The 13,402-nt window shown below is 43.1% G+C and carries 16 protein-coding genes; 6 read left to right on the top strand and 10 right to left on the bottom strand.

The window, feature by feature from the left end; all coding sequences use genetic code 11:
* Positions 1 to 123: 123 nt before the first annotated feature.
* Together B3S86_RS14435 and nfsA are read right to left on the bottom strand one after the other, a co-directional pair.
* Positions 124 to 1,329 carry an LCP family protein gene (locus B3S86_RS14435; protein WP_290754012.1) on the bottom strand — a complete coding sequence of 402 codons (1,206 nt, stop codon included), beginning with the start codon at positions 1,327 to 1,329 and terminating at the stop codon, positions 124 to 126.
* Between the two features lie 15 nt (positions 1,330 to 1,344).
* Positions 1,345 to 2,091 carry an oxygen-insensitive NADPH nitroreductase gene (gene nfsA / locus B3S86_RS14440; protein ID WP_290754015.1) on the bottom strand — a complete coding sequence of 249 codons (747 nt, stop codon included), beginning with the start codon at positions 2,089 to 2,091 and terminating at the stop codon, positions 1,345 to 1,347.
* Positions 2,092 to 2,235: 144 nt separating this feature from the next.
* Here nfsA and B3S86_RS14445 point away from each other — a divergent pair, with 144 nt between their 5' ends.
* Positions 2,236 to 3,147, top strand: a complete 912-nt coding sequence (locus B3S86_RS14445; protein WP_290754018.1) for a hypothetical protein — start codon at positions 2,236 to 2,238, stop codon at positions 3,145 to 3,147.
* A 99-nt stretch (positions 3,148 to 3,246) separates the two neighbouring features.
* Here B3S86_RS14445 and B3S86_RS14450 read toward each other — a convergent pair whose 3' ends face one another.
* A complete protein-coding gene (locus tag B3S86_RS14450; RefSeq protein ID WP_035412522.1) occupies positions 3,247 to 3,510 on the bottom strand; it encodes a hypothetical protein in 264 nt (87 codons plus the stop codon).
* Between the two features lie 149 nt (positions 3,511 to 3,659).
* On the opposite strand from B3S86_RS14450, the gene B3S86_RS14455 reads away from it, so the two are divergent.
* On the top strand, positions 3,660 to 4,490 hold the full coding sequence (locus tag B3S86_RS14455; protein WP_349677890.1) for a GNAT family N-acetyltransferase: 831 nt from the start codon (positions 3,660 to 3,662) through the stop codon (positions 4,488 to 4,490).
* Here B3S86_RS14455 and B3S86_RS14460 read toward each other — a convergent pair.
* From B3S86_RS14460 to B3S86_RS14475, 4 genes are all read right to left on the bottom strand, one after another.
* Positions 4,479 to 5,414 carry a hypothetical protein gene (locus tag B3S86_RS14460; RefSeq protein WP_035412518.1) on the bottom strand — a complete coding sequence of 312 codons (936 nt, stop codon included), beginning with the start codon at positions 5,412 to 5,414 and terminating at the stop codon, positions 4,479 to 4,481. The two genes, B3S86_RS14455 and B3S86_RS14460, sit on opposite strands and share 12 nt — an antisense overlap.
* A 113-nt stretch (positions 5,415 to 5,527) precedes the next feature.
* Positions 5,528 to 5,887 (bottom strand): hypothetical protein, encoded by a 360-nt coding sequence (locus B3S86_RS14465; protein ID WP_035412515.1) that lies wholly within the window; start codon positions 5,885 to 5,887, stop codon positions 5,528 to 5,530.
* 29 nt (positions 5,888 to 5,916) lie between these two features.
* On the bottom strand, positions 5,917 to 6,402 hold the full coding sequence (locus B3S86_RS14470; protein WP_052019161.1) for a GNAT family N-acetyltransferase: 486 nt from the start codon (positions 6,400 to 6,402) through the stop codon (positions 5,917 to 5,919).
* 14 nt (positions 6,403 to 6,416) lie between these two features.
* Entirely contained in the window at positions 6,417 to 6,932 is a 516-nt protein-coding gene (locus B3S86_RS14475) for a GNAT family N-acetyltransferase (protein WP_035412512.1), read from the bottom strand.
* Positions 6,933 to 7,177: 245 nt separating this feature from the next.
* Between B3S86_RS14475 and murB the strand changes: the two genes are divergently transcribed.
* Positions 7,178 to 8,092, top strand: a complete 915-nt coding sequence (murB, locus tag B3S86_RS14480; RefSeq protein WP_214856439.1) for a UDP-N-acetylmuramate dehydrogenase — start codon at positions 7,178 to 7,180, stop codon at positions 8,090 to 8,092.
* Positions 8,093 to 8,147: 55 nt separating this feature from the next.
* Here the strand turns inward: murB and B3S86_RS14485 are convergent, their stop codons facing one another.
* Positions 8,148 to 9,371, bottom strand: coding sequence for an aminopeptidase (locus B3S86_RS14485; protein WP_290754033.1), 1,224 nt, complete (start codon positions 9,369 to 9,371; stop codon positions 8,148 to 8,150).
* Positions 9,372 to 9,469: 98 nt separating this feature from the next.
* Here B3S86_RS14485 and B3S86_RS14490 point away from each other — a divergent pair, with 98 nt between their 5' ends.
* Positions 9,470 to 9,889 (top strand): YkvA family protein, encoded by a 420-nt coding sequence (locus B3S86_RS14490; RefSeq protein WP_035412504.1) that lies wholly within the window; start codon positions 9,470 to 9,472, stop codon positions 9,887 to 9,889.
* 35 nt (positions 9,890 to 9,924) lie between these two features.
* On the opposite strand, the gene B3S86_RS14495 is transcribed toward B3S86_RS14490, so the two are convergent.
* Positions 9,925 to 10,761 carry a formate/nitrite transporter family protein gene (locus B3S86_RS14495; protein WP_035412502.1) on the bottom strand — a complete coding sequence of 279 codons (837 nt, stop codon included), beginning with the start codon at positions 10,759 to 10,761 and terminating at the stop codon, positions 9,925 to 9,927.
* A gap of 183 nt (positions 10,762 to 10,944) precedes the next feature.
* Positions 10,945 to 11,547 carry a hypothetical protein gene (locus B3S86_RS14500; protein WP_290754038.1) on the bottom strand — a complete coding sequence of 201 codons (603 nt, stop codon included), beginning with the start codon at positions 11,545 to 11,547 and terminating at the stop codon, positions 10,945 to 10,947.
* Positions 11,548 to 11,683: 136 nt separating this feature from the next.
* Between B3S86_RS14500 and B3S86_RS14505 the strand changes: the two genes are divergently transcribed.
* Both B3S86_RS14505 and B3S86_RS14510 read left to right on the top strand, forming a co-directional pair.
* Positions 11,684 to 12,550: a YitT family protein gene (locus B3S86_RS14505; protein WP_035412496.1), complete on the top strand. Its 867-nt coding sequence runs from the start codon at positions 11,684 to 11,686 to the stop codon at positions 12,548 to 12,550.
* Between the two features lie 201 nt (positions 12,551 to 12,751).
* Positions 12,752 to 13,390: a CHASE3 domain-containing protein gene (locus tag B3S86_RS14510; protein WP_035412493.1), complete on the top strand. Its 639-nt coding sequence runs from the start codon at positions 12,752 to 12,754 to the stop codon at positions 13,388 to 13,390.
* Positions 13,391 to 13,402: the final 12 nt, after the last annotated feature.

Below are 13,402 nucleotides of genomic sequence, written 5' to 3' on the forward strand. Positions count from 1 at the left end.
TCGTGGAATGTCATGATGTCATGTCCAAAAATCGTTACTTTCGGAGATGACCTAACACGATCCACCAAAGGAGCAACGTACATCAATTTATACCCGCAATGACCGGAAGGAAACCCCTCCCCTTTAGTTCTTCAAGGTACCATAAAACGTCGTATCGAGACGATCACGTAGTTCTTGCAGTGCCTTCTCATTCGGTAAGTCATAGAAAATACCATTCAATCGCTGACTGACGGCTTCAATTTCATAGTGTTTCCGTTCTGACATCAAGGCGATCGATAAACCTGCTGTTGCCATCTCACGAACACTTAAATCGAGGTTCATCTCTTCTTTCATATACGTGTGCGCTGCCGGAATTTTCGACCATCCAGTTGGCTTCAACAAGTGCGTCGCGACGGCTTGGATGACTTCCGACTGACGATTGGCGCGTGCCCCGTCATTGTCCGTTTTACGGTGTCTCGAATAGGCAAGTGCCATTGCACCATCCATATGGTATTCCTTTCCTTTCTGGAATGAATACTGATTTGCTTTCCCACTTGCATCCTGCTCGGAGAACGTTCCTGTCGATACAAGATCGATTCCACCGATTTGATCAACTAATCCGATGAAACTATCGAAGGAGATGACGATCTTCCCATCGATGTCTTCATCGAGTAGACCAGAAACGGCATCTTGTGTACATTCTTCTCCACCGAAGGCAAAAGCATGTGTGATTTTATCTTTCTTTCCATTCTCACAGGAGATCGGTGTATACGTGTCCCGAGGAATCGATGTCAACTGAATCGTTCGAGAAAGTGGAATGAATTGCATAACCGACAGGGAGTCTGAACGTGACCCGCGTAACGATTCTCCAGGTCGTGCGTCACTACCGATCAACAAAAACGTGAAGGGTTGTGAGGCAAAAAGAACGAATGCGATGAGCAACAGCAAAAACAATCCAAGAAGCTTTCGTTTAAAACGACGTTTTTTCTTGATTTTTTTAGGATAGGCTTCTTTTGAAGATACGTCAGGTTTTTTTTGCACGGATTGCTCTGATCGCCCAGTCTTTCTCGAACGTCTCGAGCGTTCTTGATTAGAAAACAATCGCGAGCCTGCACTCCCGATCATCTGTACGACCTGTTTCAGTACGCCGTTTTTAGAACGACGCGATGTACTTTTTTGGTCCCGTCGTTGCTCTTCAACATATCGATGGTACGTTTCGGTTCCCTGCTGTCCCTTAAGTGGTTCATGAGCAATCGACTCTTCCGACGAAAATGCCTCTTCTTTTGCTTGCTCTTCTAGTTCTAAGCGTCGTCGCTCCAAGCGGGAGCGCTGTGGTTGATGTTCTGCCATTCAGATACCTCCGTATCAATCTTTTGCGATTTGTTTCTCTTTCAAGAATTCGCGGAGATACGTCCGTTTCGGTTCGTGCATCGAGGCAGCCATCTGTTTGACCCACCCTTCTGTCCGTTGACCACCGGTCCGTTCTCCGTAATACGATGACGTCGACTCTTCGTATTTTGCCAGTAAGTCACGCATCGTATCGTCATCAGTATACGTATTCCGGTGGAAGACTGCATCCATCGGAAGGCGGGGTTTTTTACCAGGTTGCTGATCCGGAAGACCAACTGCGACTCCGAATAATGGTACGACGTGATCAGGAAGTTGTAAGAGCTCGCTGACACGACGGGCATCATTACGCAGTGAACCGATATAGACTGTTCCATATCCGAGCGACTCGGCAGCTACGACTAAATTTTGAGCAGCGAGTCCCGCATCAACAGCCCCCACAACAAGTGCTTCTGTCGTCTCGATCGTCCGACTTACATCCCCCCCTGCTAGTTCTGCTGCTAACATGTGTTTGTGGTAATCCATACAAAATACAAAGAAATAACTATTTTCTGCCACGTATTGTTGACCACTTGCAACGTCGACTAGTTGTCGTTTCAATTCTTCATCTTCGACACCGATAATCGCATAGGCTTGCTGATAAGAAGATGTCGATGCAGCCTGCGCTGCTTTAACAAGTGTCTCGATTGTCTTTTCGTCTAATTGATGTTGTTTGAATTTCCGGATTGACCGGTGGTTGAGTAAATGTTGAATGGTTTCATTCATGAGTAATTGTCCCCTTCTGTAATGAGTCTTCTTATTTAAGATAGTCGTCTCTGACTAAAAAGCGCAAATGAAGAGGTTCGGTTTATGAAAAAAGCGGGAAATGAATAGTGTTGTACTGTGCTTTTTTGGCGAAGGAGGTCGATCATGAGAATACGGAAACTACGTCTTTTATTGGAACAGTATGGCGATACGACCCTTCGCGATATCATCGTCGAAATCTATCGTCAACTTCCGAGACAAGTCATCGAAGAGAAAGAGTTTGACGCCATGTTGACACAGTTCGTGAAGTATAAGGATTTGCAAAAAGAACAGGAACAACCGACCGTCGAACAAACCATCGCACAGACAGATCGGTTCATCCAATTGGCATACGACTTACAGTACCTTGAGCCAAACCCAATCGTACCGCTTCGCGAACAAAAGAATTGGTATATTACCGCAAAACGTTTGCTGAAGCATTTACGCCATTATGCACATCGCAAAAATGGAACCCAGATTGCCTTTGAGGAGTTTTTCTTTCTTCTTTCGTCAGCTGCCGGAGAAGAACCTTTATTTTTAAGTAACGATCCTTTTCGACTATTAAAAGTCTCACAAGTCGATTTTTTTCAAGAATTAGTCGGTTATTATAAAAATGATAGTCATGGCATCGACTGGATGGAACGCGCGCTCTATACTGCCTTGAAAGTTCCAATGGACGTTGATACCGAACGCAGTGATCTTTTACTTGCCGTACTTGCCCACTGTGAGACAGCAGAACACCAAGAAGCCTATATCAATTGCTTGAACGTGCATGCAAAAAAACTACAGTCACATGTCCGAATCGATGCAGATGCTTTATCCACTTATCAAGAAATTCGCTTTGCAGAGTTGCATGCCCTGATTTCCCTACGAGCCTTAGAACGAGCGGAGACAATGCTGTTCACAGAATATATTCCTTACTTTTCGCATCGTTCGACTCCTTTTCGTTATTATCTCGACCTCCTCGAGCGCGCTGGACTAGAACAAGAGCATGATCGTATAGAGCGCGTCGGACGTAAAAAACGTATTCATTTTTAAGGATCCTTCTCTTCCTAACCACTCATACTATACAAAAAAGCAAGTGACGGACAGCGTCACTTGCTTTTTTGTATTCTCGTGGCTCAGAGCAGATTCATCTCAATCAGAAGCATTAACGATTCCAAGTCCAACCGTTGCCAGTAAAGCAATACAGGCAAATAAAAATGCCATATCGTTTGGTGAATCGAATCCTTCATAAATTGGTTCTTTTCGATCAACGATGATATGGTCTTCCGTTCCATAATTACCATACGTCGTCGAACTACTCACGCCCGGTTCATCGTAATCACGTGCTTCTACTGTCAATGTATCCGCACTGATTAGAAATCCTGATAACCCAATGATGATCCAAAAATACTTCATGATATTTTTGCCTCGATTCTTTCTTATCTTCAGGAATCCATCTACTTTTTATTTGAAACAAAAGATATAAATACCTTTTATTTCCTGTAAAATAAAAGTGAGATGCAACCATCTTCACTTTCTTAAAGGAGGAATTTAATTTGCCTATCGTGTATTACGGTCAATTGTCTCATGTTCAAAGACGATACGTCCATCAACTTCTACATTCTCATCAACAGCCGTATGATGTTTCATTTTTTCAGCCTCTTGAAGAGTGTCAATGGATTTACCTCGAGTCTGATCAGATCCAGGCGACACTTGGCTATCATGTCGTACATGATGTCGTTCGTTTAACGAACGGAGCTTTTCATGATATTCAAGCCTTCCGTCGTCTCGCCATTTCATTACACACACATGCCCTTCGGCAAGGGTGTCGACAAATTCACGTACAAGTTTCTCCACCACATGACCTTTCTGTAACCTCGATTTGGAAAGAGCTTGGCTACAGTTTATATGCCGAACAATTTCGTTTGATCGGATTATCAGACGGACAACCTGCCACATTGCGTTTGAAAGCTGTTCATGAACGCAATCAAGATACGTATCTGGCTCTTCGTAACGATGCCCTCAAAGGATCCACCCACTTCTTCCCTCACAGTGTTGCTGATTTAGAAAAGTTAATCAGACGAAAAGCTGTTCCTTATTTAGTCTATGATAAGCAATTGGTCGTTGGTACACTCTTATTTCAAAAACTCGGTCCGAACATTCGTCTTCTTGAAATCACCTGTCTACCTGGGCTGAGACGTCAAGGCTACGGAAGTCGCATACTCCATACGTTTCAGGAAAAACTACGACGTTCGAACATTCAAACGTTTGAAGTCTTTTTTCTTTCAACACAGCAAGACGTATTACGACTATATCGTCCCACGATGTTTTGCGATATCCAGTTAACCTCTTATTGGCATACATTTAGTACAGATCATCCCCCGTTAATCGTTTAACCGATCGACGACCTCTCTGTATTCAGGTAACACATACTCCGCATCCATTTTTCTAAAATCAACGTGCCCCACGTCACGAAGCACCAGACCCATCCCGAATAACTGTTCGATGTAGACGTCTCCCATTGTCATAGCAAGTCCAGGATGATGGTTATGGAAAGCAAGCAAGGCATCCTTACAGATTTCAGATGCAACAGGCTCTTGCATCACACGTTTTAATAAAGATGGAAAGAGCGTCGTTTGTCGTCCAATCAACGCATAGAATGGAAAGTAATGTTTCGCATAAACGAACGTCGGAAGATAGGCATTTGCCTCAATTGTTTTGAACAACAACGGTGAAGTCGGGCGCTGTAATCGTTCTGCTAGCCCAACGGTCGCTTTGCATTCGCTCAGCTGATCCAGCACTCGAATCGTCAATTCTTCTTCGATATCAAGTAATAAGACGAGATCAAGCAGATTTAATTCATGCGTCTCCATGAATTGATCACTGCGTTGAAGATGCATTGTGTAGGTAACGTCCAATTTTGTAGCGACAAGTGTCCATAGCTCTGGATGACGCGCCGCATAAAGACCTACAGGAAAGTGAAGCGGCTGCCGGACGATGGAGCGATGACCCTCAAGTGTGTAGACTTGATTGACGTCAAGACCGTGCGCTAATAGCATCTCGAGTAACTGCTGACGATTTTGACACGCGACAAGCGTTTGGAACAGACGATCGATTTCGCTGAACGGTTGTTTCATCTCCAGTGCTAGTTCTAAATGAGCAGGTGAATCCTGCTCTAGCGATCGTTTAATGAATTGTAAGGCACGTTGTTCCGCATCGTTCAGTTGAGCAACGTGCGTCCGAAACATCTCAACGTCAAGTTCCCGAAAGGCTTGCAACGCCGGAGCAATTGATTGATTTTTCGTAAAGGGTTTCCACATAATTCCCTCGACCTCCTCATTCCAGTATCTCTTCGTAGTGTACGCAATATCCGATCGTCTTAAAAGCAAAAAATGGAGGATCTTCCGTTGTTTCCGGAAGATCCTCCATTTTTTTATTTTTCCCCGACTTTTAGATGAGCATTTCGAAAGACGTCATCGTGCTTCCCTGTCTTTTCAACACTTGTTCCGACAGATCCATAATATTCGATTTCATCCTTTGGTTGGATGAATTCGTATGTGATGGCAGGCTCGCCACGAAGGCGGACGTGTATGATTTGCCGATGCTGTAAAGAAAAGGAGGCATGCACTTCAAGAAAGGAGGAAGCCGATAAATCATGTTGTCGCTCTAAAATCGTCATCAATTCTTGCTCAGAATCACGGTAATTCCCTTGCAATTGAGCATACGAAATACCGACTCCTAAAGAGAGGATACCGATTAAACTAAGCGCGCAAATGACCAGCACTTTCTTCATGACTGATCCACCTCCGAGAAAAGTTCATTCTACTTATTCATCGGTTTATCCTTCGACGACGTGAAGTCTTTTTTAGAATCCTTTGCGTAAAACTGCATATCTACATGTGGAATATCATCCTCTAAATAAGGTTCGGATACAGTTTCGAAACCAAATGACCCGTAAAACCCTTCTAAGTGCGCTTGCGCTTGTAAGTAGATCGTAGCTTTTTCCTGCAAATAATCCATCGCTTTCTCCATCATTTGTTTTGCCAATCCAACTGATCGGTGAGTACGATGAACGGCAACCCGGCCAATCGCTAATCCTTTTGTCGGATGGTTGTATATCCGAAGACATCCAACGATTTGACCGCTTTCGTTACGTACGATCAGGTGTGTGGCTTGTTGATCTTGATCATCTAGTTCCGGATATGCACACTCCTGCTCAACGACGAAAATATCCATTCGTAATTTCAACAATGCATATAACGTATCGGGTGTCATGTGATGAAAAGACTCAAATGCGAATGCGTACATAAAAACTCTCCTCTTTAGTTACGACAAAGTCGTGATAATTGTCCAGCATATATCGTGACCGGAATGTCTTTAAAAATCGTATCTTTTTCCCAGTTCAGACCGTTTGCGCGAGCGACATTTTGAGAAGAACGATTATCGGGATGAATGATCGAGATGATTCGATCATGCCCTCGATTAAACGCTTCCATCATTAGACGTTTCGCTGCTTCACGACCATAACCGACTTTCCAGTGCTTCGGTTCGAGCCAATAACCGACTTCTAATTCTTCTTTTCCATCCACTTCCTGCATCAATAATCCAGCGAAACCGATTGGTTCATTCGTTTCTTTTTTGAATAACAGCAAAAAACCAGTTTGTCGTTCATCCGAGTATCGTTCCAATTGTCGATCGAACCATTCTCGTGCCTCATCTTCACTCAGAGCAACGCCACCATTGATATAGCGCATGACTTGCTCATTTTGAACAAGTGACTTGTAAAAGCTGAAATCCGCTTCTTCGAATGGTCGCATCCATAATCGTTCACTTTCCATCCTCATCGCCTCCTTCTATATGTTTCTTTTCCCGAGTTCTTTTCCCTTCATTCCTCTTCCCTATTATTCTACCTGTGCGATGTTTTTCATTACTAATCGATGACATTCACTCCCTAGTGCTTGCAATTCCCGGCATAAGTCGGTATTTTGGGAACAGTATGTTGAACAACGACTGCACAATTAATGTTAAAATATATTTTGAGCGCATAAGCGCTGGATAGGAATTTATGAAAAGGACTGAGACCATGATGACTGAACAAGTAATGACAGGGCTATATGAAGGCATTTCAAAAGAATCTGTACTGATCAATGAACCTTTAAAATATCATACGTATACAAAAATGGGAGGAATCGCTGATCTCTTCATCATCCCAACGTCTTATGAAGAAACGGCTTTTGTCGTAAGATATGCTTACGAACGAGGCATCCCTTTGACATTGCTCGGGAACGGATCGAATCTCGTCGTACGTGATGGCGGTATTCGCGGTATCGTTCTTTCGTTTGAAAAGTTAACCGACATTTCGGTCGAAGGACATGAACTCGTCGCTCAAAGTGGCGCAGCAATCATCGAGGCGTCTCGTGTTGCGTATGCGCATCAACTGAGTGGTCTTGAATTCGCTTGCGGGATTCCGGGAACGATTGGTGGCGCGTTGATCATGAATGCAGGCGCCTACGGTGGAGAAGTCAAAGATTGCCTTCATAGCGCCACTGTTTTGACACGACAAGGGGATCTGTTGAACATTTCGCATGATGAACTCGAACTGGGATACCGGACGAGTTGTTTCTCAAAGAAAGAATACATCATTCTCGAAGGACGATTTGCTTTGACGGAGGGTGATCCAGCATTGATCAAGGAAGTCATGGATGATCTAACGCATAAACGAGAAACAAAGCAGCCTCTCGAATATCCTTCTTGTGGTAGTGTCTTCAAACGTCCAGAAGGCTATTTTGCGGGTAAATTGATTCAAGATAGTGAACTCCAAGGAACACGCATCGGTGGTGCTGAAGTATCAAAGAAACACGCCGGTTTTATCGTCAACGTCGAAAACGCATCAGCATCTGACTACATTGCACTCATTCGCCATGTACAAGAAACCGTCCAAGAAAAATTCGGTATTTTACTTGAGACAGAAGTAAAAATCATTGGGGAAGAAGCATGATAATAATCTAATTAGAAAAGGTGAGCCCAGTATTCGGACTCACCTTTTTATTCGTTTAGATCGACCAGTTTCCGTCACGCATGACTGATTCACGCGTCCCGTCCGCAAGTTCTCCCTCAATTGATAGATCCGCGGATCCAATCATGAAGTCGACATGCGTCATCGAGTCGTTCGCACCTTGTGCTTCTAGTTCTTCCGCTGAAAGACTGGGACCATTTTCAAGACACGTCGAGTACGCACGACCAATTGCTAAGTGGCACGAAGCATTCTCATCAAACAACGTATTGTAGAATAAAATACCTGAATCAGAAATCGGAGAACGATGTGGTACGAGCGCGACTTCTCCGAGATACCGGGCACCTTCATCGAGTGAAATTAAATCATCCAATGCTTCTTGCCCCTGTTTCGCTTCCGCTTTGACGATTTTTCCGTCCTCGAACCAAAGAGTAAATTCATCAATCAAGTTACCACTGTAGCTGAGTGGTTTCGTACTCGAGACATGACCGTTAACACCTGTCTTCTTCGGTAATGTGAACACTTCTTCAGTCGGCAGATTCGCGATAAAATCAACACCATCTGCATTCGGACCACCGCCACCTAACCAAACGTGACGTTCTGGTAATTCAATTGATAACTCTGTTCCTGGCGCTTTATAATGCAATGTTTTGTATTTCTTCTCTGTCAGGAATTTCGCTTTTGAACGCAGATTATGATCATGATCCGCCCATGCAGCAACCGGATCCGCTTGATCAGCACGTGTTGCCTTCAAAATAGCTGCCCACAGTTCCTCAATCGGTTCTTCTGCATCAGGGAATACTTTCTTCGCCCAGCTTTCAGAAGGTGCTGCTACGACACACCAGCTGACATTGTCACTCATGACGAACTTTCGCCAATTGGCGAGAGCAATACCAGCTGCTTTATTCGCACGCGCGATTCGACTTGAATCAACACCATTTAATAAATCTGGATCTTCGCTGACGACCGATAAGAATGCTGTTTTTTCTTCTGCAAGCTGATCGTAACGTGCTTTTAACCAATCCGGGAATGTATCAAACGAGTCTTCTGGTGCATCAAAATAACGGATTTTCGTCATCTCATCATCTGACCATTGTACATATACTTGCGTAGCACCTACTTCATATGCTACACGTGTGATTTCGCGAACAAGTGGTAAGTTCTCGATTCCCGCTCGCACCTCAAGTTGTTGTCCTGGCTGTAGATTGATCCCGGTACGCACTGCTAAAGACGCGTACTGTTGTAATTCTGCTTGTGTCGGCATTATGTAATCCCCTTTCTTGTATCTTTATTTTCACGAAATAGTTGCAATTTTGCAAGAAATAAGGCGAAACTAGAAAGAGAAGAGAAGGAGGCATCATCATGGAATTCACACCCGGAGATTTTAAATCAGCTTATACGTATTTTCACCGACAGGCACTCGATCTCGTCGGTGATGAAAAAGCACAACAAGAATTGTTGATTCGAGCAGAAATCGGACTCGCACATCTGACACAAGATATCGCGTCTACGGAAAGTTCTGATATCGAACGCGAGGCAGAACTCGTCCTTTATTTCCAATTAAAACAACTACTCGAAATGCTTCGTGCCCTCTATCAGAAAAAATTCGAGATGCATGCGGAGCAAGAACAATTATTGCTAACGGCAGTTCTGTACTTTACGTCTCCTGTTGACGCCTTACCGGACGATAACGTCCTCGGACTCTTTGATGACGCACAAATCGTCGAGACGATTTACGAAGAACTCGCCGCAGATGTTGATCGCTTTCAACATATGGAATGAATGAAAAAGCAGCTGTCGCGACAGCTGCTTTTTCATTATGCATTTTGTTTAGAAGCGATATGAACCGGTGCCGTAGATTGACGTGATTCATCTATTTCTAGTTTTTCTTTATTCAACCACGTATAAATCATTCCCATGAAGACTGCTCCACCGATGATATTCCCAGCTAAAGCCGGTAAAAGATTGTGCATGGCTCCTGCAAACGTAATCGTATCCGGATGTGGCACGATTAATGCGATAGAGAACAATGCCATATTTGCGATGACATGATCAAATCCTGATGCGAAGAAGACTGCGACAAGTACCATCATCATCATGATTTGCGCTAACTCATTCTTCATGTTCTTCGGAATGAAAATTGCTAAACAGACCATCCAGTTACAGAAGATTGCCCGAGTAAAGATTTCCCACGTCGAATGATGAATTTTTGTTTCCGATACAGCAAACAACCAATTGTTCATTCCAAGTTCCTGTAAGATACCTGTTTGAGAGAAGAGTAGTGCGAATGCTAATCCTCCAAGACCATTTCCGATCAGACAAATCAACCAGACTTTCATCGTATCCATCTTCGTTGTATAGCCGCGCATCGTTGCCGTCGTGAAATACATCGTATTCCCTGTAAACAGTTCTGCACCGCCATAAACGATCAAGACGAGTGCCACTCCGAACGTCAATCCACCGACAAGTGTCGCGACAGGTGATTCTGCCATATACAGCCCATTAATTGCTTTTAAGGTAAAAATGATTGCAAATCCAATGAATATTCCCGCTAACATGGCACGAACTAAGTATTCGAGAGGACGCAGTTGTAGCATACGTGTCGACTTGATTGCTTTATTCCGTAATCCTTCTAATGCTTCTACCTCGTTCATTGTAGAAACCTCTCTTTCTTTTGTTCAACACTTCACAATGTTTATTCATTTATTATGATACTTCCATCTTAAGAGATGTTCAAGTCTTGAATCGACCTGTTTTATCGTTTTCATAAAAGAACGAGATGTAAACGATATCATTGTGTCGAGATTGTGAAAAATGCCTTTTCTTGCTTTATACAATTAATTAGTTTGAATCGAAAATCCTGATGCGAAACGCTCGAAAAAGGTTTGTCGTCTGGAGGCATCAAGCACATATCCATCGATGACGACACGATTAAAACGTCCAGACGATGACGTAGCGCGTTCGATGTCAGATGGTGTATAGATGTCGAACGCGCTACGATCTATCTTAAAATCAGCTTTCGAATAGGGATCGGTATAGTGAATTTCAAGATTGGTCAAGTCAGGAATCGTCGAAAATAAAACGAGCGTATGATGCATAAGTACTTTTGATAAGCGAGCGTTCAAGAAATCCTGATTCATTTGTAATGTACCAGTATCGGTCCCGATCCAAGCACGCCGTTCTTTGCCTGTGACGTCATAAGCGAGCCGTAACGACTCTCCTTCGACATCTACCTGTTTTAATTCTGATGAAAACGGGAGTTGTTCAGCTAATTGGCGAACAGCTACCGTATTCATCATGGAAGCACCGACTTGTCTCGCTACGAGATCACCATCATGCCAAATAGATTGTTGGTTTTCTTCGTCTGGTTGTTGAAAAAGACGAATCCCCACCAATACGCCTAAACAAATACAGCCTATAATCAAGAATGTTTTCTTCATTTTCATCACCTTCCTAAAAAAACTTACCCTTTTTCATCTTTTTTCATAAGAAGGGTTGAAATTTTATGCATATGGGCGTACTCTTGCAGGCAGATACTCACAGAAGGAGGAGCATGAGGTCACTCATCATAATGCCATGACTACAACACACCCACAGAAAAAGAGAGTTGAAAAAATCAGTTTTTTAATCATAGGTACGTTGCTGTATTCCCTGTACATCAGCTTACTACTATCTCCAAATGATATCGGATCAGGTGGTATCATGGGGATCACGCTTGTCATTCAAGAGCTTTTCCACACTCCAATCGGATTAACCCAATTGCTCTTAAACATTCCCCTTTTCCTTTTAGGTTTCCGTTTCTTACGAAAGCGATTCATGTTCTTATCTGGCATCATTGTCGTTGCCTCTTCTTTTTTAATCGACTGGATTCCGACTCAGATCGTTCCCGAGTCGTTGAATGATCCGCTTGTTGCCTCCATCTTTGCCGGTCTAGTCTCTGGTCTTGCAATGGCATTGATTTTCTTTGGTGGCGCATCGACTGGTGGACTCGATATTCTTGGAAAGTTTTTCTTTGCTCGTTTTCATAATTGGCCACTTCCTCGCATATTTCTGATGCAAGATCTTGTCATCTATATCTTGGTATGGTGGGTCTTCGATTTGAAACACGTTATGTATGCTCTTATCATGAGCTTCGTTCGCGCCAAAGCTCTTCAAACGGTTTACAGTTTTTATTCCGCTTCTAAGCAATGTATCATTATTTGCGAAAAGGCGGATGAAATAAATGAAGTCATCACAAAAGAACTTGGTCGTGGTGTGACGATCCTTGATGCACGGGGAGGATACTCCAACCGAACGAAGAAAATGGTCTATGTCGTCGTTCAAAATAATGAAATCGTCCGTTTGCAAGAAATCGTTTCTTCTGTCGAACCTAACGCGTTCGTTACGTTCTCAGAAATCCATACTGTTTTTGGGAATTATAAGGAACATTCGTATTCGTTTTAAACTCAAGCGCAGCCTAGCTGTGCTTTTTCTATTTCGTTTACTTTAAAACAGCTTCTCGTATTGCACCAGCTTTCCTGCTTTTTTATTAGGAATACTGATTTTTTTACTTTCTTCTCCCTATTCAAAAAATGGACAGGCTTCACTTTTTTTGCGATAGTAGTTAAGCTTATGACATGTCTATTTATTTAAAGGAATGATTGCATGCACTCACTTTGGCGTCAGCGTATTCTGCTGATCCTTTTGATCAGTTTATTCGCTTCTATCCCAATCATTTACGCCCTATCCGGTTATCGGACGATTGCAACGATAACAGAGCAAATGAAGGATCATGACATACCGTTAATCAATCAAGTGGACCAGTTGGTTGAACATAACCGAGATCGTGCCAATGCGGTGCGTGGTCTTTTATTGTATGAAGATAGTCGTTATCTCGAACAGTATTACTTTTCTACTTCTAAAATTCATGATTTACGAAACAGTCTAAATCAATCGTCGACCACGCCAGGAGCAATCAAGGATTTACTACGTCGCAATAATGTCTGGGAGTCCGAGATTGAACGAGTATTCGTCGTCTATGAGCGTCAGAGTCCAACGGCAGCAAAGCGCCTTGCCAAACAAACGACGCAAACGACACAAACGATTCTCGAGGACTTATCTCGTGTGAAAGATGATTTGTATAAGACACTTCAAGCAAAATTACAACAATCAGATACTTTAGTCGCTACATATAAATGGATGTGTCTCAGTCTCTCTATTCTGTCCTTTTTATTAATTAGTGCGACGATCTTTTTTTCCCACCGGTTCGCACCTAACAAGTCAGACGAATCGTCCTTAGAGTAAACGAAAAGCGCA

Origin of the sequence: Exiguobacterium sp. UBA3968, assembly GCF_002385115.1 — a bacterium.
Lineage (GTDB): Bacteria > Bacillota > Bacilli > Exiguobacteriales > Exiguobacteriaceae > Exiguobacterium_A.